21 protein-coding genes, 1 pseudogene and 1 riboswitch are annotated in these 23,254 nt (G+C 68.7%); of the genes and pseudogenes, 9 read left to right on the top strand and 13 right to left on the bottom strand.

Annotated elements, in window-relative coordinates; all coding sequences use genetic code 11:
- Positions 1-16: 16 nt before the first annotated feature.
- On the bottom strand, positions 17-1,231 hold the full coding sequence (locus tag ACNJ7K_RS12870; RefSeq protein WP_230788690.1) for a hypothetical protein: 1,215 nt from the start codon (positions 1,229-1,231) through the stop codon (positions 17-19).
- 145 nt (positions 1,232-1,376) lie between these two features.
- Positions 1,377-2,594 (bottom strand): NADP-dependent isocitrate dehydrogenase, encoded by a 1,218-nt coding sequence (locus tag ACNJ7K_RS12865; RefSeq protein ID WP_120279916.1) that lies wholly within the window; start codon positions 2,592-2,594, stop codon positions 1,377-1,379.
- A 269-nt stretch (positions 2,595-2,863) separates the two neighbouring features.
- Positions 2,864-2,975: riboswitch (SAM riboswitch) on the top strand.
- A gap of 134 nt (positions 2,976-3,109) precedes the next feature.
- Here ACNJ7K_RS12865 and metX point away from each other — a divergent pair.
- A complete protein-coding gene (metX, locus tag ACNJ7K_RS12860) occupies positions 3,110-4,237 on the top strand; it encodes a homoserine O-acetyltransferase MetX (protein WP_230788688.1) in 1,128 nt (375 codons plus the stop codon).
- On the opposite strand, the gene ACNJ7K_RS12855 is transcribed toward metX, so the two are convergent.
- The 5 genes from ACNJ7K_RS12855 to ACNJ7K_RS12835 all read right to left on the bottom strand — a co-directional run bounded on the left by ACNJ7K_RS12855 (position 4,234) and on the right by ACNJ7K_RS12835 (position 8,846).
- Complete coding sequence (locus ACNJ7K_RS12855) at positions 4,234-4,518, bottom strand: DUF3017 domain-containing protein (protein WP_120279918.1); 285 nt, start codon at positions 4,516-4,518, stop codon at positions 4,234-4,236. The genes metX and ACNJ7K_RS12855 overlap by 4 nt on opposite strands.
- Positions 4,519-4,544: 26 nt before the next feature.
- Positions 4,545-5,399, bottom strand: coding sequence for a bifunctional methylenetetrahydrofolate dehydrogenase/methenyltetrahydrofolate cyclohydrolase (locus ACNJ7K_RS12850; protein WP_186455312.1), 855 nt, complete (start codon positions 5,397-5,399; stop codon positions 4,545-4,547).
- Positions 5,400-5,404: 5 nt separating this feature from the next.
- Entirely contained in the window at positions 5,405-6,880 is a 1,476-nt protein-coding gene (locus tag ACNJ7K_RS12845; RefSeq protein WP_487041778.1) for a wax ester/triacylglycerol synthase domain-containing protein, read from the bottom strand.
- 168 nt (positions 6,881-7,048) lie between these two features.
- A complete protein-coding gene (locus ACNJ7K_RS12840; RefSeq protein ID WP_120279920.1) occupies positions 7,049-7,663 on the bottom strand; it encodes a maleylpyruvate isomerase N-terminal domain-containing protein in 615 nt (204 codons plus the stop codon).
- Between the two features lie 151 nt (positions 7,664-7,814).
- The gene (locus ACNJ7K_RS12835; RefSeq protein ID WP_120283546.1) at positions 7,815-8,846 is read right to left on the bottom strand and encodes an aldo/keto reductase; all 1,032 of its coding nucleotides are present in this window, start codon (positions 8,844-8,846) and stop codon (positions 7,815-7,817) included.
- A 295-nt stretch (positions 8,847-9,141) separates the two neighbouring features.
- Here ACNJ7K_RS12835 and ACNJ7K_RS12830 point away from each other — a divergent pair, with 295 nt between their 5' ends.
- Positions 9,142-9,639 (top strand): hypothetical protein, encoded by a 498-nt coding sequence (locus ACNJ7K_RS12830; protein ID WP_225623854.1) that lies wholly within the window; start codon positions 9,142-9,144, stop codon positions 9,637-9,639.
- Here ACNJ7K_RS12830 and ACNJ7K_RS12825 read toward each other — a convergent pair.
- Positions 9,639-9,704 (bottom strand): annotated as a pseudogene (locus ACNJ7K_RS12825) (DUF2510 domain-containing protein); the annotation flags it as partial. The gene ACNJ7K_RS12830 and the pseudogene ACNJ7K_RS12825 sit on opposite strands and share 1 nt — an antisense overlap.
- Positions 9,705-9,847: 143 nt before the next feature.
- Between ACNJ7K_RS12825 and ACNJ7K_RS12820 the strand changes: the two are divergent.
- Positions 9,848-10,312: a tRNA (cytidine(34)-2'-O)-methyltransferase gene (locus tag ACNJ7K_RS12820; protein WP_159417844.1), complete on the top strand. Its 465-nt coding sequence runs from the start codon at positions 9,848-9,850 to the stop codon at positions 10,310-10,312.
- Here the strand turns inward: ACNJ7K_RS12820 and ACNJ7K_RS12815 are convergent.
- From ACNJ7K_RS12815 to ACNJ7K_RS12805, 3 genes are read right to left on the bottom strand one after another with little or no spacing between them, the layout of a single operon-like run.
- Positions 10,309-10,617: a rhodanese-like domain-containing protein gene (locus ACNJ7K_RS12815; protein WP_016692855.1), complete on the bottom strand. Its 309-nt coding sequence runs from the start codon at positions 10,615-10,617 to the stop codon at positions 10,309-10,311. The two genes, ACNJ7K_RS12820 and ACNJ7K_RS12815, sit on opposite strands and share 4 nt — an antisense overlap.
- On the bottom strand, positions 10,610-11,467 hold the full coding sequence (locus tag ACNJ7K_RS12810) for a DUF4349 domain-containing protein (protein ID WP_159417843.1): 858 nt from the start codon (positions 11,465-11,467) through the stop codon (positions 10,610-10,612). Before ACNJ7K_RS12810 ends, ACNJ7K_RS12815 begins: the two co-directional genes overlap by 8 nt.
- Before the next feature lie 11 nt (positions 11,468-11,478).
- Positions 11,479-14,730 (bottom strand): error-prone DNA polymerase, encoded by a 3,252-nt coding sequence (locus ACNJ7K_RS12805; RefSeq protein WP_487041777.1) that lies wholly within the window; start codon positions 14,728-14,730, stop codon positions 11,479-11,481.
- Between the two features lie 187 nt (positions 14,731-14,917).
- On the opposite strand from ACNJ7K_RS12805, the gene ACNJ7K_RS12800 reads away from it, so the two are divergent.
- Complete coding sequence (locus ACNJ7K_RS12800; protein ID WP_487041776.1) at positions 14,918-15,376, top strand: SRPBCC domain-containing protein; 459 nt, start codon at positions 14,918-14,920, stop codon at positions 15,374-15,376.
- Positions 15,363-15,695, top strand: a complete 333-nt coding sequence (locus ACNJ7K_RS12795; protein WP_006550100.1) for an ArsR/SmtB family transcription factor — start codon at positions 15,363-15,365, stop codon at positions 15,693-15,695. Before ACNJ7K_RS12800 ends, ACNJ7K_RS12795 begins: the two co-directional genes overlap by 14 nt.
- Here the strand turns inward: ACNJ7K_RS12795 and ACNJ7K_RS12790 are convergent.
- Positions 15,689-16,594: a D-isomer specific 2-hydroxyacid dehydrogenase family protein gene (locus ACNJ7K_RS12790; protein ID WP_258258630.1), complete on the bottom strand. Its 906-nt coding sequence runs from the start codon at positions 16,592-16,594 to the stop codon at positions 15,689-15,691. The two genes, ACNJ7K_RS12795 and ACNJ7K_RS12790, sit on opposite strands and share 7 nt — an antisense overlap.
- A gap of 112 nt (positions 16,595-16,706) precedes the next feature.
- Between ACNJ7K_RS12790 and ACNJ7K_RS12785 the strand changes: the two genes are divergently transcribed.
- The 4 genes from ACNJ7K_RS12785 (at position 16,707) to ACNJ7K_RS12770 (ending at position 22,270) form a co-directional block, all read left to right on the top strand.
- Positions 16,707-17,114 (top strand): YciI family protein, encoded by a 408-nt coding sequence (locus tag ACNJ7K_RS12785; protein ID WP_160874362.1) that lies wholly within the window; start codon positions 16,707-16,709, stop codon positions 17,112-17,114.
- Positions 17,115-17,117: 3 nt separating this feature from the next.
- A complete protein-coding gene (locus ACNJ7K_RS12780; protein WP_487041775.1) occupies positions 17,118-18,257 on the top strand; it encodes an RNA polymerase sigma factor in 1,140 nt (379 codons plus the stop codon).
- A 74-nt stretch (positions 18,258-18,331) separates the two neighbouring features.
- Positions 18,332-19,861 carry a multicopper oxidase family protein gene (locus ACNJ7K_RS12775; RefSeq protein WP_455409201.1) on the top strand — a complete coding sequence of 510 codons (1,530 nt, stop codon included), beginning with the start codon at positions 18,332-18,334 and terminating at the stop codon, positions 19,859-19,861.
- A 285-nt stretch (positions 19,862-20,146) separates the two neighbouring features.
- The gene (locus ACNJ7K_RS12770; protein ID WP_120283548.1) at positions 20,147-22,270 is read left to right on the top strand and encodes an MMPL family transporter; all 2,124 of its coding nucleotides are present in this window, start codon (positions 20,147-20,149) and stop codon (positions 22,268-22,270) included.
- A gap of 52 nt (positions 22,271-22,322) precedes the next feature.
- Here ACNJ7K_RS12770 and ACNJ7K_RS12765 read toward each other — a convergent pair whose 3' ends face one another.
- Positions 22,323-23,201 carry a ferredoxin family protein gene (locus ACNJ7K_RS12765; protein WP_487041774.1) on the bottom strand — a complete coding sequence of 293 codons (879 nt, stop codon included), beginning with the start codon at positions 23,199-23,201 and terminating at the stop codon, positions 22,323-22,325.
- Positions 23,202-23,254 lie beyond the last annotated feature (53 nt).

Genomic DNA, 23,254 nt, shown 5'->3' with positions numbered 1-23,254 from the left:
GAGGACGTCCCCGTCGTCATGTCCGGTCCGCCGGAGCGACACGGGCGACGGTGCGCGCCCGCACGATCAGATGACGGAGCGGCGGGACGGACCCCTCCGCTCGACCGTTCCTCCGGCCACCGTCGAGCTCGGCGCGCCGCACCCGGTACCGCTCGCGCAACACCGCGGCGCGCAGGGCGGCGATGACACCCGGGAACCGACCCCGACGGCCGACCCCGACGGTGCCGAGGAGCAGGACGGCGGCCGGCAGCACTATCCAGGCGTACAGGACGGCGGCGGAGGCGATCGCCTCGGCGACGGCGTCCTCGTCGAGTGCCGCCCACACGATTCCCGCACCGACCACGACGTAGAGGGTGCCACCCAGGGCCGCGGCCAGGACCGCGCCGACGTATCGGCGGAGCAACCAGCAGCGGACCGTCCACAGCACGAGGACGACAGCCGTGAACATCGTGATCGCGGACGTGACCACCACGAAAGCGACGTCCGAGGAGTCCAGGAGGGGCCCGGAACCCGACTCGTCGTCGAACACCACGATCATGAGGAGCCCCGTCACCACCGTGACGACGGCCAGGACCGCGAGTTCGATGGCGAGCGCCGCGAAGGGGTGGCCGGCGACCCGCGGGTCGTCCGGTCGCAGCCTCGCCGCCGTGGCGAGCAGTTCGCGTCGGCGCAGCAGTGACGCCTCCCGGCGCAGACGACGGCGGGCACCGACGCCGCGCTGGGTCGCGAGGAACAGATCCTGGCTGAGCACCACGATCACGAAGACCGCCGGGAACAGCAGCAGCGCCGCCAGATCCACGGAGTGCGGGAGGCCGTCGAGCAGCGCAGCGACGAAGGTCATCGTCGCCCCGACGCCGAACACCGACCCGCACAATTCGAGGTGTTCGAGGCGCAGCGCCTCGGTCGATCGGGACGAACCCTCGGCGGTGATGGCGGGGCCGAGCGACCACGCGATGAGATTGAGCGCAATGACGAGGGCGGCGAGCACCCCGAGGACGGCGGCGGCCTCACCCATCGTGAGGGTGGTGAGCACGCCGCTGCGCACCGGCGTGGACCGGTCGTAGGCCAGTTCGTCGGTGCGGCGGGCGATCGCATGGATCAGGTTGGGGGCGAGGGCGACCGGCAGGTAGGCCAGCGCCGAGCCGAACATCAGCATCCACACCCGCGTCCAGAACCGTCGGCGGGCGTGCGCTCCGCCGCGGCCTTCGGAGTCGGTGGCAGTGGTGGTCACGGCCGTCCTCCTCCCGGGCCCTACGGTGATGCGACTGACAGTGGTACACGAAACGGTAGCCGGTGCCGGGAGTGCTCGGGAAACACGACACGGGACGCCCGATTCGGGCGTCCCGTGTACATGCTGTCGAGAACGGAGCGGAAGATCAGGCGCGAGCCTTCTGCAGGTTCTCGTCGAGTGCGGCGAGGAACTCCTCGGTGGTCAGCCAGCCCTGCTCGGGGCCGACGAGCAGTGCGAGGTCCTTGGTCATCTGACCGGCTTCGACGGTCTTGATGACGACGTCCTCGAGCTGCTGCGCGAACTCGATGACCTCGGGGGTGTTGTCCAGCTTGCCGCGGTGCTCGAGTCCGCGGGTCCAGGCGAAGATCGACGCGATCGGGTTGGTCGACGTCGGCTTGCCCTGCTGGTGCTGACGGTAGTGCCGGGTGACGGTGCCGTGTGCGGCCTCCGCTTCGACGGTCTTGCCGTCCGGGGTCATCAGGACGGAGGTCATCAGACCCAGCGAGCCGTAGCCCTGCGCGACGGTGTCGGACTGGACGTCGCCGTCGTAGTTCTTGCAGGCCCAGACGTAGCCGCCCTCCCACTTGAGGGACGATGCGACCATGTCGTCGATGAGGCGGTGCTCGTAGGTGAGACCGGCGGCCTCGAACTCGGTCTTGAACTCCTCGTCGAAGATCCGCTGGAACTCGTCCTTGAACATGCCGTCGTAGGCCTTCAGGATCGTGTTCTTGGTCGACAGGTAGACCGGGTAGTTGCGCTGCAGGCCGTAGGAGAAGGATGCACGCGCGAAGTCCTGGATGGACTTCTTGTAGTTGTACATACCCATCACGACGCCGCCGTCCTCGGGGATCCGGCAGACCTCGTGCTGGATCGGCTCGCTGCCGTCCTCGGGCGTGAAGGTGATGGTGACGGTGCCCGGGCGGTCGACCTTGAAGTCGGTGGCGCGGTACTGATCGCCGAACGCGTGACGGCCGACGACGACGGGCTTGGTCCAGCCCGGCACCAGACGCGGTACGTTCGAGATGATGATGGGCGCGCGGAAGATGGTGCCGCCGAGGATGTTACGGATGGTGCCGTTGGGCGACCGCCACATCTTCTTCAGACCGAATTCCTCGACACGCGCTTCGTCGGGGGTGATGGTGGCGCACTTGACGCCGACGTTGTGCTTCTTGATGGCGTTCGCCGCGTCGACCGTCACCTGGTCGTCGGTGGCGTCGCGGTGTTCCACGCCGAGGTCGTAGTACTCGAGATCCACGTCCAGGTACGGGTGGATCAGCTTGTCCTTGATGAACTGCCAGATGATGCGGGTCATCTCGTCGCCGTCGAGTTCGACGACCTTACCTTCAACCTTGATCTTGGACATATGCGCTTCGTGTCCTCCTAGGACGTTTCTGTAGGTCCCCAATCGACCGCACTTTGTGGGTGCGATCGCCGTCGGCTCGCGAGCAGCGAGCATGGCCGTGTCCACGTCCTGGACCGCGGCCAAACATGACAAGCGTACTGCTATTGCCGATGACCGCAAAGCGCCTCGTCCCACCCCCACGCCCTACCGACCGGTAACTTTCCTGCTGGTCAGGGATGTTCAGAGGGTGCATAGGACCCTGCGACGGAGAGTCGCTAGACTGCCGGGAAAGTCATGAGTGCCAGCGTCAAGCCCCGGCTTGCTGGCCGGCAACCCTCCGACCGGGGTGGGGTGCTCCGGGTGATGACACGGTCGGTGGAACCCCACCGACAAGCCTGTTGTCGGGAGGACTGAGATGATGATGTGCTGTCGCACGCAAGCCACGATCACACCTCCCATCACCGCCGGAAGGACACGATGACCGACATCCGCAGCCGGCGCTGCCAGCCCACCGCGAGCCTCGAGGCGGTCATCTCTTGACGGCGGGCACCGAGCGGCGTCGCGTCGAACTGCCCCCGTCGGACGGACGCCTCGACACCATCGACATCGGCGATCTCGCGCTCGAGAGCGGCGAGACGCTGCCGAACGTCACGATCGCCGTGCAGAGGTGGGGCGAACTGTCCCCCGCCCGCGACAACGTGGTGCTCGTCGAACACGCCCTCACCGGCGACTCGCACGTCACCGGCCCCGCCGGACCGGACCATCCGTCCCCCGGTTGGTGGTCGGGCATGGTCGGCCCGGGCGCTCCGATCGACACCGATCGCTGGTGCGTGGTCTCGACGAACATCCTCGGCGGGTGCCGCGGCTCCACCGGCCCCGGCAGCACCGCACCCGACGGCAAGGCCTGGGGATCCCGCTTTCCGCTGATCACCGTGCGCGACCAGGTGGCGGCCGAGGTTGCGCTGCTCGACAGGCTCGGCATCGACGTCCTCGCCGCCGTGACCGGCGGGTCGATGGGCGGCATGCGCACCCTCGAGTGGATCATCGCGTACCCGGAGCGGGTGCGGGCGTCGCTCGTCCTCGCCACCGGTGCCCGCGCGACCGCCGACCAGATCGGCACCCAGAGCGCGCAGATGGCTGCCATCACGGCCGACCCCGACTGGCAGGGCGGCGACTACTACGGCACGGGGCGGCGTCCCGAAGCCGGGCTCGCCATCGCCCGGACCATCGCGCACCTCACCTACCGGACCGAACTCGAACTCGACACGCGCTTCGGGAATCTCCCCCAGGACGACGAGGACCCGTGGCGCGGCGGCCGGTACGCCGTGCAGAGCTATCTCGAGCACCAGGCGCGCAAGCTCGTCGCGCGCTTCGATCCCGGTACCTATGTGGTGTTGTCCGACGTGATGAACCGGCACGACGTCGGGCGCGGACGCGGCGGCGTCGAGGCCGCACTCGCGTCCACCCCGGTCCCGACGATCGTCGCCGGCGTCGACTCCGACCGGCTGTATCCGCTGCGCCTGCAGCAGGAGATCGCGGATCTGCTCCCGGGATCGGGCGACCTGCGTGTGCTCGTCTCCCGCGACGGGCACGACGGATTCCTCACCGAGGCCGACGAGGTCGCGAAGCTCCTCGTCGAACTGATGAAGCTCGCCGAGGGCTAGTCGGTTCCCAGCGGGTCGATCGACGCGGCGAGCGCCACGACGATTCCGCCGACGACCATCATCGAGACGACATCGAACGTCTTGCCGCGTACCGCGAGGACACCGACCTTGTCCTCGTCGAGAGCCCAGCGGAACAGGCCGGCGAGGATGGTGGCGCCGCCGAAGACGAACGCTCCGCGTCGCCACCGGTCGGCGATCACCAGGATCACCGCTGCCGCGATCACCAGGGTGACCGCGAGCAGCGGCAGGTTCAGACGCGTGAATCGCAGAGCCTGAGCCATCTCGTCTCCCGGGGTCGTCGACCCGCTTATCGGGACGCGAGCTGCTCGGCCCGCTCCACGACGTTGGTCAGGAGGAAGGCGCGGGTCAGCGGTCCGACGCCACCGGGGTTCGGGGACACGAAGCCCGCGACCTCGCGCACGTCGGCGGCGACGTCGCCGCGCAGTCCGTCCTCAGTGCGGGAGACACCCACGTCCAGCACCGCGGCGCCGGGCTTGACCATGTCCGCCGTCACCAGGCCGGGAACACCTGCGGCTGCGACGATGATGTCGGCGCGACGCACCTCTGCAGCGAGATCACGGGTGCCGGTGTGGCAGAGGGTGACCGTCGCGTTCTCCGAACGACGGGTCAGCAGCAGACCGATCGGGCGACCGACGGTGACGCCACGACCGACCACCACCACGTGCGCGCCGGCGATCTCCACGTCGTAGCGGCGCAGCAGGTGGATGATGCCGCGCGGCGTGCAGGGCAGCGGAGCCTCCTTGCCGAGCACGAGCCGGCCGAGGTTGACCGGGTGCAGTCCGTCGGCGTCCTTGCCCGGATCCATGCGCTCGAGCGCCGCGTTCTCGTCGAGATGCTTCGGCAGCGGGAGCTGCACGATGTAGCCGGTGCAGGCGGGATCGGCGTTGAGCTCGTCTATCGCCTCGAACAGCTGCTCCTGGGTGATGTCGGCGGGCAGATCCTTGCGGATCGACGTGATGCCGACCTTCGCGCAGTCGTTGTGCTTGCCGCGCACATAGGCCGCGGATCCCGGATCGTCGCCGACGAGGATCGTGCCGAGGCCGGGCGTGACGCCCTTGGCCTTCAGCGCATCCACGCGGACCTTCAGGTCCTCGAAGATTTCGTCGCGGGTTGCTTTGCCGTCCAGGATCGTCGCAGTCACGTCGTTCATTCTTCCAGGCGCCCGTCCGGCGTCGAATCGCGGCCGGTACCGGAAACCGTCCGGGCGCCCGGAGGCAGGCAGTCCCGGGACAGTTCCGCAAAGGCCTCGGCGAGATACCGCTCGTACTGCCCGGGGTCGGGCATGCAGGAGTCCGATACCAGAAAAGACAAGGTGAGAACCTCGCCGAGCGACGTCACGGAGTGGACGAGACCGTAGTTCCGGTTGAGCATCGGAGTACCGATCGCCTCGACGGCGGGACTGTCACCGAAGCGGAGACTCTCGACCGGCCCGCGGGGCACGTTCGTCACGGTGGTGTTGGCCAGCGGCACCACGTCTCCCGTGGGCCCCACCCGCCTGCGGTGCGCTCGTCGGATCGTCATCGCCAGGTCGAACGCGGGCGATGCATCCACCGCTGCAACGGAGGCAGCCGACTCCGGACGCCGGATGCGCTGTTTCTCGAGAGCGGCCGACTCGTGGACTCGGCGGAGTCGCTCGCGCGGATCCGTCCGGTCGAGGTGCAGGTCGACATACATGAGCGTGACCTTGTTCTCCGACTCCGTTCCCGCCCCGTCTCGGAGCGATCCCGGAACGATCGCCGCCGGCGAGTCGGCGGGAATCTCCTCGTAGGACGCGAGGTAGGCGCGAAGTCCGCCCGAGACGACCGTCAGGAGCAGGTCGTTCACCGAGGTGTCCGTGGCGCGCGCGACGGCACGCACCTCCGGCAGCGGCATACGGACGATGCCGAGCTGCCAGGGACCGCCGGCGTCGGTGTCGAAGCGGGTGCGGGGACGTTGCGGCCGGGGCGTGGTGATCTCCCCCGAGGCGGTGAGACCACCCAGCGCTCGTCGAGCGCGACGTGCTGCGACCAGGGCCGGGAGCATCCTCGCGTACCGGAAGGGCAAGGCTGCCGCCGCGCGGACCGTTCCGGGTACGGCGACAACTCGTCCTCCCGCCGAAGGGGTGGCAGACGGATCGTCGAGCAGCGCACGAGCGATCTCGACGGCTCCGAGCCCGTCGGTCACCGAGTGGTGCAGGAGCAGCGCGACGATCGTGGCGCCCTCGGGGAGGTCCTCGACGCCGCGAATATCGGTCAGGACGTGCACTTCCCACGGCGGTGCGGACAGATCGAGACGGCGTTCCTTCGTCGACGCGAGCATCCGATGCAATTCGCTGCGCGAGGTCGGTCCGATCGTCTCGTACCGGACGTGGTCGTCCGGGTCGACGTCCGTCTCCACCCAGTAGGGGAAGTCGAGGTCCGCCGGCACGCGGTGCAGACGTCGGGTGAGCGCCGGTGTGCGATGCAGACGTTCCCCGATCCAGGTGACGGCGTCTTCACGGGTACGGATCGGAGCCTCGCCTGCCCGGGCGTCGAACACGTAGAAACTCACCATGGTCGGCGGCGGGGCTTCGGGGTCGGTGTCCCCCACGAAGACGTGGAGCGCATCCCGCGCGGCCAGTCGGATTCCGCGTCGGCGTGTCATCGCGATGGTTCTCTCCCGGGTCGCCCGCTGCTCGTGCCTCTCGATTGAACCAGTTACCGCTCAGGGCCACATCCGATCGGAGATCCGCGTGACAAACGGCGCCGGCATCCGCGCTTGCGCTGCTGGAGGATTCGATGTTCCGACCCCGGCCGCACTGAACTTCTCCGCTCACATGACGGAATAGCCATCCGGCAGCGACGTCCGTCCGGTCAATGCCCGCAGCACGGTCGTACCGTCGCCGAATGCCAGCGCGATCCTTGTGGCGAGCAGGGTTGCCTCTTCGAGGACGTCGGCCGGAGGCTCGTAAGGGATACCTGCGGCAGCTGCGATGTCGAGACCGTGAACGGCGAGTTCGAAGGTGCGCGTCGGCAGATAGGAGTGCAACCGGATCCCCTTGTCCCCGATCACGCGGAGCAGACGGTCCTCGCCGGCACCGAGCCGGTCGATCACCGCGGTCGAGAGGGCATCGATCGTCGCCACCGGGTCGTCACCGAGGTCGGCACCGGCACGCCGTCCACGTTCGACGATGTCGTCCGCGCCGAGGACCGAGGTCAGTTCCTTGACGTGGACGTAGTACTGCTCCGCGCTCGCGAGGTCCTCGGTGTCGGCGGGACCGTCCAGATAGGTCGTGACGGTCGTCAACGAGCGCGAGGTGTGGCCGATCAGCGCTCGGAGGTTCCATTCACCCAGGCCCGGACCGTCCCAGCGATCCTCCGGCACGGTACGGACCAGCTCCGAGAAGCTGCGTACCGCCGAGACGTACGTCGCTACCGGTGATCCCATGACATCTCCCGCAGTCGACCGAATATCGAACCCGACACGAGAATGAAAACACGCGTCCCCCGGCTACGCCGACGGTGTGAGCACGCGGGTCAGCGCGAATCGCTCGCGCAACGTGAATCCCAGGTTCTCATAGAGCCGCATGGCGGTCGTGTCAGAGACCGAGCCCGGTGCCGTGGACGCCGTACTCGTCGATGACGGCGAGTTCGTCCTCGGTGAGCGGCGGGAAGCTCAGCGCCTCGAGGTTGTGGTCGAGCTGCCAGGTAGAGCTCGCGCCGACGAGCGCCGAGGTCACCGCCGGCTGCCGGAGCACCCACTGCAGCGCCAGCTGGGCCAGCGACTGCCCACGCGACCGGGCGAGCTTGTCGAGTTCTGTGACGCGCTGCCGGTAGGTCTCGTCGATCACGTCCGGGGAGAGGAACGCGCTGTCCACCGCTCGCGCACCGTCCGGAATGGTCTCGAGATACTTGTCGGTCAGAAGTCCCTGTGCGAGCGGCGAATACACGACGAGGCCGAAACCGTCCTGCTCGGCCGCGTCGAGCAGACCGTTCTGCTCGATGCTGCGGTCGAAGATCGAGTAGCGCGGCTGGTGAACGAGTAGTGGGACGCCGGCTTCCCGCAGAAGTGTCGCGGCCTCGTGCGCACGATCCGGTTGGTAGTTCGAGATGCCGACGTAGAGCGCCTTCCCCTGCTCGACGGCGGAGACGAGTGCCCCGACGGTCTCCTCGAGCGGCGTCGACAGGTCCGGGCTGTGGCTGTAGAAGATGTCGACGTAGTCGGTGCCGAGATCACGCAGGCTGTGCTCGAGCGAGCCCAGCAGCGACTTGCGCGACCCGCCCTTCTGGTAGGGACCGGGACCGATCGGATTGCCGGCCTTCGTCGACAGGATGATCTCGTCCCGGTAGGGCGCGAGGTCCTTGCCGAGGATCCGGCCGAAGTTCTTCTGCGCGGCACGGTGCGGCGGACCGTACCGGTCGGCGTTGTCGAAGTGGGTGATGCCGAGGTCGAAGGCGTGGAGGATGATCTCCCGCTGCGTCTCGAAGGGGTAGTCGGTGCCGAACTTCTGCCACAGCCCGAACGAGAAGGCCGGCAGGTCGAGCCCGGACCGCCCCGAGCGACGGTAGGGAATCGTCTCGTAACGATTCTCGGCTGCGGTGTACGGGGTTTCGACGGTGCCGTGCGACATCGGGCGGAGTTCGCCTTTCGGTTCCAGCGGAATTCGGGTCCACGCCACTCGATCACGGGCACTTCCGGACTGTCACCGGTTCCGCTCAGGCTGCGCACAATGATCCGCCGAGCGCCGGTGCACTGACGTCGACGGGTGGTTCTAATTCGGTGACTGCCAACGGTCCCGGCCATCCGAGCCGGGAGCGCACACCATCGGAGTCCCCTTGGTCGTGACTCCAGTGGCACCTGGGGTGGAACAGAACGAACCGCCGTGCACAGTGCCACCCGATTGCTGAGCAGGAGACGGAGGCGGCGTGTACGCAGGAGCGGGCGGGGGCGTGTACTGCGTCACCGGCGGCGGGGTGTACTCGGGCGTCGGGGGCGGCGTGTACTCCGTCGTCGCCGGCGGGGTGTACGCGGGAGCGGGCGGCGGGGTGTACTCCGTCGTCGTTTCCACGACGGTCGTTCCGACCTGGGGAACCAACGGCACCACGGCAGGCGAGTCGGAGGTCGTGGTGGGCGCCGATGTCGTCGTCCGGGGCGACGTTGTGGTGGGCTTCGCCGTCGTCGTGGTCGGAGCCGCCGAACTGCTCGTCGTGGACACCACCGAGGTGGTTTCCGTCTTCGGTTCCTCCTCACCGACAGCGGCGCCGAGCGCGACGAGTCCGACGAGGCCGGCGCCGAGCACCCACGGCCACTTGCGCCGCTTCTGCCCGCCTCCGGCAGGAGGATTGCCACCCTGGCCGACAGCCCCGAACACCTGTGTGGGGTCGCCGCTGCCCTTGGGCCTGGTCTGGTTCGTCCACTGCTGACCGTCCCAGTAGCGATCGATGGACGGGTCATAGGGGTCGGGATGCCAACCGGCAGGAGGATTCATGCTCGATCCGTTCTGAGGAATGCGTTCCGCAGAACGTCGCCGGTACCGATCGGTTTGTTACACCGACAATTCGGAACCTCACCGAGGCAGGTGGAAGGGGCGTGCGAGCCGGGACACACAGTGCCGACTTGTTAACCTGCATCGTGTTCAGAGTGATGTTCCACGAGCCGCGCATTCCCCCCAACACCGGCAATGCCATACGCATGGTCGCCGCGACCGGCGCGGAACTGCACCTGGTGGAACCACTCGGTTTCGACCTGTCCGAGCCGAAGCTGCGCCGCGCGGGCCTCGACTACCACGACCTCGCGTCGGTCACCGTGCACAGCAGTCTCGACGCCGCATGGGCGGCGCTGGCCCCCGAGCGGGTGTTCGCGTTCACCGCGCACGGCACGTCGAGCTACGCGGAGATCGAGTACCGGGCCGGCGACGTGCTGTTGTTCGGACCCGAACCGACCGGGCTGTCGCCCGAGGTGCTCGCCGACCCGCACATCACCGAGCAGATCCGTATCCCCATGCTGCCCGGGCGGCGTTCGCTGAATCTGTCGAACGCCGCAGCCGTCGCCTGTTACGAGGCGTGGCGACAGCACGGTTTCCCCGGAGGGTTTTAGGCGCCGCTCTCCACCGGACGACCCGAGCGGGCCCATCCGTCGGTGCCGCCCGCGACGGACACGGCGTCGACACCGCGACCGGCGAGATACTGCGCGGCCTGCAGGCTGCGGCCACCCACGGCGCAGACGACGTAGACGGTGCCCTCGGTGGGGATCTCGTCGATCCGCGCGACGAACTCGCTGAGCGGGATGTTCGTGACGCCGGGTACGCGCACCTGGGCGTATTCGTCGCGTTCACGCACGTCGATGACGGTCGCCCCGTCGGTGAGCGCGGATTCGAGTGCGGCCAGGTCGACCTCACGCATCGCTGTCGGTCCTCTCGGTATCGGGCGTCCCGGTGGTTCCGGACGAACGTCCCCGTCGGGTGATGAGCCGGATGACCAGGTAGAGGACACCTGCACACACGAACAGGAACGCCACCCACGGTAGCGCGGCGCCGATACCGACCACCGCTGCCCCCAGCGCGGCCCACAGACTGTTCCATCCCGCGACCAGCCCGTCCCAGAAACTGTCCTGCTCGGAGGGAAGACGATCGGTGGTGATGTCGACGGTGAGCGTGGACAGTTCGATCCGGTCGCCCAGCTGACGTCGCTGCGCCTCGAGACTGTCGAGTTCGGCTTGTCGTTCGGCCAGCGCGGTCTCTGCAGCGATCAGCGCTTCGACGTCCGCCGACGACTCGAGCAGCGCGCGCAGGCGGTCCACCGAGGCCCGCAACGCACCCACTCGGGCTTCGAGGTCGGTGTACTGCATCGTCACGTCGTCGCGAGTGGTGCTCAGGCTGGTGACTCGGCCGAGCGTGCGGATCTCGTCGACGACCTCGTCGAGTCGGTCGGCGGGCACCCGCACCGTGAGCACGCTGCTCGCCTCGGGTTGCTCGGTGAGCGAGTCGACGCGCCCACCGGCCTCCTCGACGACCGTCACGACCCGGCGGCCCGTCGCCACGGGATCGCCGGCATCCATCTCGAGGTAGCCGGTGACGACCTCCTTGCGGTCGGACTCCTCGACGGGTTGCGACTCGCGGAGACCGCCGTCGACGATCGCGGGTGCCGAGATCGCAGGCGCGGAGGCCGAGGAGCCCTCGCCTCCCCCACCCTCGTCGCAGCCGGTGACGACCAGCGCGAACAGAGCCAACGACACCAGCGACAGGCGTTTCACACTCGGCGATGCTAGCGAAAGTCGCGTGATCTGCTCGGCATTCGCAGATCCATGGCTTCGAGATGGTCGGCGAGGAGCGTGACCACCCCCTCGGCATTCTGGAGTCGGCCGCGAACGAGCAGGGCGGGAGCCGTGTGGGCCACGGTCCGGTAACGCGCCCACAGACCGACCGAGCACACCACGTTCACCATTCCGGTCTCGTCCTCGAGGTTGAGGAAGGTGACACCGGCGGCGGTCGCCGGTCGCTGCCGGTGGGTCACGGCCCCGCCGACGAGGATGCGTGTCCCGTCGGGGACCTGCAGCAGGTCCGCGGCCGGGATCACCCCGAGTTCGTCGAGCCTCTCGCGCAGGAACTGCGTCGGATAGCTGTCGGGCGAGATTCCCGTGGCCCAGACGTCGGCGGCGGCGAGTTCGAGAGCGCTCATGCCCGGCAGGGCCGGAGCCGGCACCGTCCCGATCCCAGGAAGCCGGCCGGGGCGTTGTGCCGCCGCCGGAGCCGCACCCCAGAGGGCTTCGCGGCGGGTGACACCGAACGAGGAGAACGCTCCCGCGGTGGCCAGTGCCTCGACCTGCGCGGTGGTGAGACCGACGCGGGCGGCGAGGTCGGCGGGCGAGGTGTACGGGCCGTGGGCACTGCGTTCGGTCACGATGCGTTCGGCGAGGTCGTCGCCGATGTGCCGCACCGTCGCCAGGCCGAGCCGGACCTCTCGCCCTTCGTTCTCGAGGGTGGCGTGCGCGAGGCTCGCCCCGATGTCGGGGCCGTGGACGACCACACCGTGACGGCGGGCATCGGCGACCAGCGATTGCGGCGAGTAGAAACCCATCGGCTGAGCACGCAGCAGACCCGCGCAGAACGCTGCGGGATGGTGCAGTTTGAACCACGCCGAATAGAACACCAGCGAGGCGAAGCTCTGCGAATGACTTTCGGGGAAACCGAAATTCGCGAAGGCGTAGAGCTTCTCGTAGATGCGGTCGGCGACGTCCCCCGTGATGCCGTGCAGGTCCCGCATGCCCTGATAGAGGCGTCCCCGCAGACGCTCCATCTTCTCCGTCGACCGTTTCGATCCCATGGCGCGACGCAACCGGTCGGCCTCCGCCGCGGTGAATCCCGCGGCGTCGACGGCCATCTGCATGAGCTGTTCCTGGAAGAGCGGAACACCGAGGGTGCGTTCGAGGGCCTTCTCGAGGCACGGATGGTCGTAGGTGACGGGTTCGAGACCGTTGCGCCGCCGGATGTAGGGGTGCACCGAACCGCCCTGGATCGGGCCGGGCCGGATGATGGCCACCTCGATGACCAGATCGTAGAAGCAGCGCGGCTTCAACCGCGGCAGAGTGGCCATCTGCGCCCGCGACTCCACCTGGAAGACACCCACCGAGTCGGCGCGGCACAACATCTCGTAGACCCCCGGCTCGGAGAGGTCGAGGTGCGCGAGATCGACTCGGATGCCTTCGTGTTCGTCGACGAGGTCGATCATGTAGTGCAACGCGGAGAGCATGCCGAGGCCGAGCAGATCGAACTTCACGAGACCCGCTGCAGCACAGTCGTCCTTGTCCCACTGCAGAACGGTGCGTCCTTCCATTCGCGCCCATTCGACGGGGCACACGTCGGCGACGGGCCGGTCGCAGATCACCATGCCGCCCGAGTGGATGCCGAGATGCCGTGGGAGACCTTCGATCTGTTCGGCGAGATCGAGAACCGTCTCCGGGATCCGTTCGTCGGTCTCTACCCGCACCCCACCCCACCGGCCGATCAGCTTGCTCCACGCGTCCTGCTGTCCCTGCGAGTATCCGAGAGCACGGGCCATGTCGCGGACGGCGGAACGACCGCGGTAGGTGATGACGTTCGCGACCTGCGCCGCATTGATGCGGCCGTACTTGCGGTAGACGTACTGGATCGCCTCCTCGCGCCGGTCGGATTCGATGTCGAGGTCGATGTCGGGTGGGCCGTCGCGTTCGGGCGACAGGAAGCGTTCGAACAGCAGCTTGTTGCCGACGGGGTCGACGTTGGTGATGCCGATCGCGTAGCAGACCGCCGAGTTGGCGGCCGATCCTCGTCCCTGGCAGAGGATGTCGCTCCGCTTGCAGAAGTCGACGATGTCGTGGACGACGAGGAAGTATCCCGGGAATCCCAGCCGGCCGACGACGTCGAGTTCGTGTTCGATCTGCCGATAGGCGTCGGGGCGGCGCTCGACCGGACCGTAGCGGCGACGCGCCCCGTCGTAGGTGAGTTCGCGCAGCCAGGTGAACTCGGTGTGCCCGTCGGGAACATCGAAGGGCGGCAGTTTCGGGGCGACGAGACGCAGATCGAAGGCGCATTCACGACCGAGTTCGGCGGCATGGTGCACGACACCCGGAAAGGCCTCGAACAGCCGCGTCATCTCCTCCCCCGACCGCAGGTGCCCGCCTCCGGTCGGGGGGATCCGGCCGACGGCGTCGTCGAGGCTCTGCCGGTCGGAGATCGCCGCCACGGCCATCGCCAGACGTCGCCGATGGGGATGCGCGAAGTGCGCCGCCGTGCTCGCGATGCACGGAATGCCATGTCGCGCGGCAAGTTCGAAGAGGGCTGCGTTGCGTTCGTGGTCGTCGGGATATCCGTGACGGGTGAGTTCGACGGTCACGCGGTCGGCACCGAACCGGTCGACGAGATCGAGCAATGCTGCTTCGGCGGCGGGGATCCCGCCCGTGGTGAGCGCCTGTCGCAGGTGCCCCCGACGACAACCGGTGAGGATCTGCCAGTGCCCACCGGCGGCGTCGGTGAGCGCGTCGTAGTCGTACCTCGGGTTGTTCTTCTCCCCTCCTGCGAGGTGGGCGTCGGCGATCTGCCGCGACAGGCGTCGATAGCCCTCCTGACCGCGGGCGAGGACGAGCAGGTGCGCATCGTCGAGGCCCAGCTCGGCTCCGAAGACGGTGCGGATGCCGAGTTCGCGTGCGGCTTCGGCGAATCGCACCGCTCCGTACAGTCCGTCGTGGTCGGTCACCGCGAGGGCCTCGAGTCCGAGTCGTGCCGCCTCCTCGGCGAGTTCCTCCGGCGTGGAGGCACCGTCGAGGAAGCTGAACGCGGAGTGGGCGTGCAGTTCGGCGTAGGGCACGACCGGTCCTTCCGGACGTCGGACCCGCGCCTCGTACTCGGTGCGGGTGCGCGACCACGCCGGGCTGTCGCTCCCGTCGCCGGGATGTTCGGCATCGCGACGGGAAGTGCCGGGTCGTCCCGAGAGCACACGCTCCATCTCCGACCAGGTCGGCGGACCGTTTCCCCATCCCACTCCGACACCTCCTCGACCGGTTCAGTATCGCACATATGTTCGAACAAGACGTTCGAACGCGTGCAGTTCTCGTCGACGCATCCCGGCGTGTCGCGACGAGAACTGCACGATCGACTGCAACCAGGGGGTTGCGCCATCAGGGATCAGGTGCAACCCTGGAGTTGCATTCCCATCGAAGGAGGCAATCATGACCGACGAACTCGACCGCATCGAACGCGACATCACCATCGACGCCCCTGTGGACCGGGTGTGGACACTCGTGGCCGAACCCGGTTGGTACATCAACGACAACGAGTGGACCGAGCACCGCCTCGAACACGACGGAGATCTCACCACCGTGCACGATCCGGTCCACGGCGCCTTCGTCTTCCGCACCGTGACCCTCGACGAACCGCACTACGCGGCCTTCCGCTGGCTCGCCGACCACACCGATCCCGACAGTCCGTCGACCCTCGTCGAGTTCCGGCTCACCGCGCTCGACACCGGCACGACCGAATTGCGCGTCACGGAAACCGGATTCGACTCCCTGCCCGGCGACGTGAGCGAACGCCGCACCCGCTTCGAGGAGAACTCCCGCGGCTGGACCACCGAACTGGAGATCGCCAAGCACCATCTCGAGAAGGACGGAAGCGTTGCCCGACGCTGAGTTCTCCGCCGACCTGCATCCCGTCTTCGCGGCCCTGGCCGACGACACCCGCTGGCGCATTCTGCAGCGACTGGGCCGGTCTCCGGCGTCGGCGTCCGGTCTCGCGGCCGAGTTCACGGTCTCCCGTCAGGCCATCGCCAAGCATCTGGCGGTGCTCGAACGGTGCGGTCTCGTGACCTCCGAGCGCGCCGGGCGGGAGATCCGTTTCTCCGCCGTCGGATCGCGGCTGAGCGCGGTCGGGCGTGCGATCGACGCGGTGGGGGCCGGTTGGGACCGTCGCCTGTCCGCGATCAAGAAGGCGGCCGAACGGCCTCAGTAACCCGCGTTCGGATCGACCCGGGCGATCAACTCCTCGCCCGCGACGAACCGGCGCACGTTCTCCTCGAGGGTCGGCGCGAACGTCTGTGTCAGCCGACTGCGCGTGTTGGCGATGTGCGGCGTGATCACGGCGTTGTCGAGATCCCACAGCGGATGACCGTCGGGCAACGGTTCGGGATCGGTCACGTCGAGGACCGCCCCGGCGATCGCGCCGTCTCCGAGAGCCTTCACCAGCGCGTCGGTGTCGACGAGGTTGCCCCGCGCGACGTTCACGAGCCACGCCGACCCGGGCATCGCCGCGAGCGCGGCGGCGTCGACGAGATGATCGGTCTCGGCGGTCGCGGGTGCGGCGACGACGAAGTGATCGGCCATCGACCACACCTCCGAGGTGCGGTCGGCCGGCAGCGTGACCTTCGCGCCATCGACGGGACGCCCCGAACGATTGACCGCGACGACGTCCGCGCCGAGGGCATGCAGGCGCGGGATCATCGCCCGGCCGATACCGCCGCATCCGACGATGGCCACCGTCGAGCCGTGGAGGGTCCGCACCCGCGGGTCGAGAACGTCCTTGGTCCACCGCTTCGCGGCGACCGAGGCGTGGAACTGCCGCAACCCCACGAGCAGCGCTCCCACCGCGTACTCGGCCACATTGTCGGCGTACACGCCGGACGCATTCGCCCACAGCCGCCGATCGTCGATCACGCCCGCCCGGAAGAACGGTTCGATACCCGCGTAGGTGAGCTGCACCCAGCGGACCCGGTCGGGCAGATCCGGGAACTCCTCGGCGCTGCCGTCCCACACCAGGGCGTCGGCCTCGTCCAGTTCGGAGAGAGTTCCACCGCCGGAGACGATCGCGGCGGCGAGGTGTTCGTCGTGGCCCGGTCCGAGATGAATACGCATGCCGCGACCCTAACCTCGAATCGTTCGCGGAGGGATGTCGAGAATCCGGAAGCGACTCCGTCTCCTCCATGAACGCGGCCACAATGGGCCGTACCGCACGGAGGAGAACATCATGGCCAAGTACCTGCTGCTCAAGCATTACCGCGGCGCCCCGGCAGCGGTGAACGACGTCCCCATGGATCAGTGGGAGCCGGAGGAGGTGTCGGCCCACATCCGGTACATGCAGGATTTCGCCGCCCGTCTCGAGAGCACCGGTGAGTTCGTCGACGCGCAGGCGCTCTCCCCGGAGGGTGCCTTCGTCCGCTACGACGGTGAGGGACGTCCCCCGGTCACCGACGGGCCGTTCCCGGAGACGAAGGATCTCATCGCCGGGTGGATGGTGATCGACGTCGACGGCTACGACCGGGCACTGGAACTGGCTGCCGAACTGTCGGCCGCGCCGGGAGCCGGTGGGAAGCCGATCCACGAATGGCTCGAGGTGCGCCCGTTCATGTCCGAACCGCCGACCGTCACGGAGTGAGATATGGACGACGCGTTGCTGCGCACGCTCGTCCCCACCGTGATCGGCATCCTCGTCCACCGCGGAGCGGATTTCGCGTCGGCCGAGGATGCCGTGCAGGACGCGCTCGTCGAAGCCCTGCGGGTGTGGCCGGAGGATCCGCCGCGCGACCCGAAGGGCTGGCTGGTCGCAGTGGCGTGGCGCAGATTCCTCGACACCGTGCGCGCCGATGCGTCCCGCCGACGCCGCGAGATCCTCGTCGACACCGAGCCCCGGCCCGGTCCGGGCACACCGGTGGACGACACGCTCGCGTTGTACTTCCTGTGTGCCCACCCGTCGCTCACGCCCGGCTCGGCGGTCGCGCTCACCCTGCGGGCCGTCGGTGGGCTGACCACCCGGCAGATCGCGCAGGCCTATCTCGTCCCGGAGGCGACGATGGCCCAACGCATCAGCCGGGCCAAGCGCACGATCGCGGACGTCCGGCTGGATCGGCCGGGCGACGTCGCGACGGTGCTGCGGGTGCTCTATCTCGTGTTCAACGAGGGCTATTCGGGTGACGTCGACCTGGCCACCGAGGCCGTCCGGCTCACGCGCCGGCTGGCAGCGGTGATCGATCACCCGGAGGTGTCGGGTCTGCTCGCGCTGATGCTGCTCCACCACGCCCGGCGAGCGGCGCGCATCCGGCCGGACGGCAGTCTCGTTCCCCTCACCGAACAGGATCGCAGCCTGTGGGACACGCGTCTGATCTCGGAGGGCGTGGAGATCCTGCAGGCCGCGCTCGCCCGCGACCGGCTCGGCGAGTTCCAGGCGCAGGCCGCCGTCGCCGCCCTGCATGCCGACGCGCGTACCGCGGAGGAGACCGACTGGGTGCAGATCGTCGAGTGGTACGACGAGCTCCTGCGGTTCACCGACAACCCGGTGGCCCGTCTCAACCGTGCCGTCGCGGTCGGTGAGGCCGACGGACCCCACGCCGGTCTCGCAGCAATGGCCGAGCTCGACCCCAGCCTGCCCCGGTACACGGCGGCCGCGGCGTATCTCCACGAACGCGCCGGCGACACCGCGACGGCGGCCCGGCTCTACGCCGAGGCCGCGCACCTGGCGACCAGCGTGCCCGAACGCGACCATCTCGTGCGGCAGGCGGCACGCCTGCACAGCGTTTCCTGAGGTTCCGTCAGGGTTCTCCCCCACCACGAAATCCGGTGCCACGCCGGATGTGCCGACGGTGCGGGAGAACGAGCATGGGTGTCGTGAAACTCCTGGTGCGCCTGCTCGCCATACCCTTCGTGCTCTTCATCGCGTTCGTGGCGGTCATCGGTGGCCTGGCCGTCCACGCGTGGACCACGCGCGCGCTCGACACCACCGGACGCGTCGACTTCGACACCGCCCTGCGCATCCCTCCCGTCGAGTCGGGCACCGTCGACGCCGACGGCACGCGCGTGTTCGACCTGACCATGCAGCGCGGCACGACCGACCTCGGGCACGGCCCCGACACCCGGACATGGGGCGTGAACGGCAGCTATCTCGGACCCACCCTCCGCGCCGTGCGCGGCGAGAACGTGCGCGTGAACGTCACGAACGAACTCGGCGAGACGAGCACGATGCACTGGCACGGCATGCACCTGCCCGCGGCGATGGACGGCGGACCGCACCAGCCGATCGAGCCCGGAACGACATGGTCGCCGTACTGGACCGTCGATCAACCGGCCGCGACCCTCTGGTACCACCCGCACCTGCACGGTTCCACCGCCGCGCACGTGTACCGGGGCGTCGCGGGCATGTTCCTGATCGACGAGCCCGGCACGTCGCCGCTCCCCCACGACTACGGGGTCGACGACATCCCCCTCGTCGTCCAGGACCGGAAGTTCGACGGCGACCAGCTCGACGACAGCAACGCGATCTTCGCCGACGTCGGCACGCTCGGCGACGAGATCCTCGTCAACGGCACACCGCGGCCGTTCCTGGACGTCGGCACCGAGACGGTCCGGCTCCGGGTGCTCAACGCGTCGAACGCGCGCGTCTACAACTTCTCGTTCGACACCGGGATGCCGTTCCTCGTCGTCGGCAGCGACGGTGGTCTGCTCGAGGAGCCGCGGGCCGTCCGCAGTCTCCGGCTGTCGCCGGGTGAGCGTGCCGAGATCATCGTCCGGCCGGAAGCAGGTTCGAGGCACGTGCTGCGCAGCACCCCGCCCGAGCTGAAGGCCGGCTTCTGGCAGGACCGCTTCTCCGGTGGCGACGACCGCATGGACGTCCTCGAGCTGCGGGCGGCACCCGTCCTCGGATCGTCGGCCGCGATCCCGGAGAGGCTGACCACCCTTCCGGAGCTCGGGGAACCGAGCAGCACCCGCCGCATCGACCTGACCTCGTCGACGACCATCAACGATCGCAAGATGGACATGGGCCGGATCGACGAGGTGGTCGTCGCCGGCACCACCGAACTGTGGGAGGTGCGCAACGTCAGCGGCACGATCCACAACTTCCACATCCACGACGTGCAGTTCGAGATCCTCGGCATGACCGGGGTGAGTCCCGACCATCCGTCCCTGGCCGGTCGCAAGGACACCGTCTTCGTCCCGCCGGCGGCGACCGTGCGTCTGCTCGTTCCGTTCGGTAGCCACACCGATCCGGCGATGCCGTACATGTACCACTGTCACCTGCTCAAACACGAGGACAGCGGCATGATGGGACAGTTCGTGGTGGTCGGCGCCGACGAGGTGCACGACGTGACGCAGGCGGCCGGCACGGCCCACCATGCCCACGACGGCGGGTGAACCCGGTCACGTCCGGCAGGGCCGGGAATGGATCCTTGCCCACCCCTGTTGAGGAGTGTGGATCGGCGCGTCGCGTACGCCCCGGAGCCAATGAGAAACCGCCTTCGTGGAATACCGTCCGGCTGGAGCCACGTTGCGCAACGTGCCGTGAGGCATCCGGCGCGTCGGTCCACCTTCTTCCTCCCCTGATCTCGCGGCCGTTCCGGCCGAGCAGGGTGAAGCCCTCCCACTCCACGCCAGTACAGTTGCCGATCGTCACAATCGTCAGCGGAACCGGGAGTGGGCATGAGTCGCTGGGCCGAGATCGTCGTCACCAGGAGCCGATGGGTACTGGCGATCGTGCTGCTCGTCGTGCTCTTCGCCGGCGCCTGGGGCGTCGGGATCTTCGGCAAGCTGACCGGCACGGGCTACTACGACCCGAACAGCGAGGCCGTCGAGGTCGAGCAGATCATCTACGAGAACTTCGGGTCGCAGGCCGCGGACATCATCGCGCTCTACACCGCACCCGAGGGACGCACGGTCGACGACATCCGTCCCGACATCGAGAGAACCCTCGCCGAGTTCCAGGACGCCGTCCCCGCCGAGTCGATCCAGACCTACTGGACCGCTCCGCCGCCGATGAACCAGCTGCTGCTGTCGACCGACCAACGCAGCGTGGCTGCCTCGATCACGCTCGGCGCGAACTCCGGGCTCACCGCCGCGAGCTTCCCCGAAGCCCTCGACCTGCTCGAGGTGCCCGGCGTGGAATCGCAGTTCGCCGGCAACACCGTGGTCGCGATCGAGTTCACCGACACCCTGGAGAGCGATCTCGTCCGGTCCGAGCTCATCGCGGTGCCCATCACGCTGGTGCTGCTGGTGTTCATCTTCGGCGGGGTGATCGCCGCCGCGGTCCCGGTCTTCGTGGGTGTGCTCGCGATCTTCTCGTCCCTCGCCACCCTGCGTCTGCTGTCGAATTTCACCGAGGTGTCGTCGTACGCGCTGAACATCACGTCGCTGATCGGTCTGGGCCTGGCGATCGACTACGGCCTGTTCATCGTCAGCCGCTACCGCGAGGAACTCGCGGCCGGTTCGGACGTCACCTCGGCGGTCAAGCGGACGATGTCCACCGCCGGTCACACCGTGATGTTCTCCGCTGCCCTGCTGATCTGCGCGTTCGCGGGCATGCTCGTCTTCCCGCAGACGGTGCTGCGGTCGCTCGGCCTCGGTGCCATGGCCGCCGTCCTCGGTGCCGCCGTCCTGTCGCTGACCGCGGTTCCCGCGCTGCTGACGATGCTCGGCCACCGCATCAACGCGTGGACCTGGGACCGTGAGACCTCCACCCGCGCCGAAGCGCGGGCGCGTCGTTTCTGGGGCGGGGTCGTCCGCAAGGTCGTGCGCCGTCCCGCCCTGATCGCGGTGGTGATCACCGGCGGTCTCCTCGTACTCGCGTCGCCTGTGTTCGAAGCACGGTTCGGGGAGATCGAATACACCGCGCTGCCCGAGGACAGCCAGGCCCGCGCGGCCACCCAGACCCTGCTCGACGAGTTCCCGAGCACCGGCAACGGCGCCACACTCGTCCTGCGCGGCGAGAACGGGCAGGCCCCGGACAGCACTGCCGTGCGCACGGTGTCCACCGAGGTCGCCAAGGTCGACGGCATCTCGCAGACCGTCATCGTCGGGCAGGAGTCCGACGTGGTGGTCCTGCAGGGCCTCTACGCGCAGGGCGTGGACGGCACCGCACGGGCGAGCGAGATCACCGGCGAACTGCGCGCCCTGGACGTGCCGGACGGCACCGATCTGCTCGTCGGCGGTGGCCGGGCCCTCGTCGACGACGCCAACCAGGCCGTCTCGGATTCGCTCCCCTGGATGATCACGATCATGGTGCTCTCGACCCTGGTGCTGCTGTTCCTGGCATTCGGGTCGGTGGCACTACCGATCAAGGCCGTGCTCATGGCGGCACTGAGCCTCGCCGCGACCTTCGGTGTGCTGACCTGGGTGTTCCAGCTGGGCCACGGTGCTTCGTGGCTGCACGTCGTTCCCGCGGCGATGGAGCCGACCTTCGTCGTCCTCATCCTCGCCGTGGTGTTCGGCCTGTCGACCGACTACGAGGTGTTCCTCATGTCGCGCATGATGGAGGCCCGCGCGGCCGGAGCGAGCACGGTCGAGGCCGTCGAATACGGCATCGCCCGCACCGGACGTGTCGTCACCGCCGCCGCACTGCTGCTGATCGTGGTCACCGGGGCCTTCACCATCTCCGGCCTGTCGATCATGCGGTTCCTCGGAGTCGGCATGATCGTCGCGCTCATCATCGACGCGACGATCGTGCGCATGCTGCTCGTGCCGTCGCTGGTCAAGCTCATGGGTGAGGCCAACTGGTGGGCACCGGCGTGGATGAAGCGCGTGCACGCGAAGGTCGGACTGGGGCATTAGACCGCAGAGCGGCCGGGTCATCAGACCGCAGGGCGGCCGGTGTTCGGGGTCGCTACAGCGGCGTGATCGTCGTCGCGACGACGGGACGCGCCGGCTTGGCGGCGGCACCGCAGCTCGCCGGCCGGGCCGGTAGTTCCGAGGTCTCCACCCGGACCCGCCATGCCCGGCCGTCGTGATGGCGCACGATCGGCTCGTCCCCGTCCTCGACCGTCACGGCGTCGATCGCGAACTCGTCGATCGCCTCGCGCACCGCGATCTCGGCGGCCTGCCCGGCCGCACCCCAGGTGCTGCGACCCCGCAGACCGGCCGCGTGGACCTGTCCCTTCCCGGCGTCGCGGACCGCGGCGAGACTGTCGTCCTCACCGAGCCGCCCGTAGGTGTAGCCGGTGGGCAGCATGATCATCGACGGCGCGAAACGGTGTCCGCCGGTGTGCGAGCACTCCCACACGTCCTGCCCGAACTCGGCGGTCAGAGCGGCCGCGATCGGGCGCCCCAGCACAGCGCAGCACCGGTCCCTCTTGCCGTGAGCGCACACCAGGGCGATCGGGTCCTGCACGGCGGCGCCGAGACCGGGGGCCGGACCTGCGACCACACGGGGGACGATGTCGAGCAGCTCGGCCGGCTCGGTGATTTCGAGCCGCTCGCACCAGGTGTTCTCCGGTTCCGTGCGGGCCAGCAGGACGGTTCGGGTCTCCCGCACCACGTCGCGGCCGGGTCTCCGGATGAACAGGATCCGCACATCCGCGGCCTTCGCCCGGGCGGACAGTTCGTCCGACAACTCGGCGCCGAGGGCGGTGCCGTCGAGCACGTCGCGGCCCCAACCCGTCGGCACCTCGAGGCACACGTAGCCGGGCGCGGTGGCTGCCGTTCCGGGCAGCGGCTCGTCGAGCGCGGACAGTGCGGAACAGGTGGGGGCGGAGATGGTGGTCACGCGGACATTGTGGCCCGGACACCCTCGCGGCGGCTCGGCACCCCGTGGTGACG

Source organism: Rhodococcus shunpengi, from assembly GCF_048381395.1.
Taxonomy (GTDB): Bacteria; Actinomycetota; Actinomycetes; order Mycobacteriales; family Mycobacteriaceae; genus Rhodococcus.
This window is presented reverse-complemented; position numbering and strand designations above follow the sequence as displayed.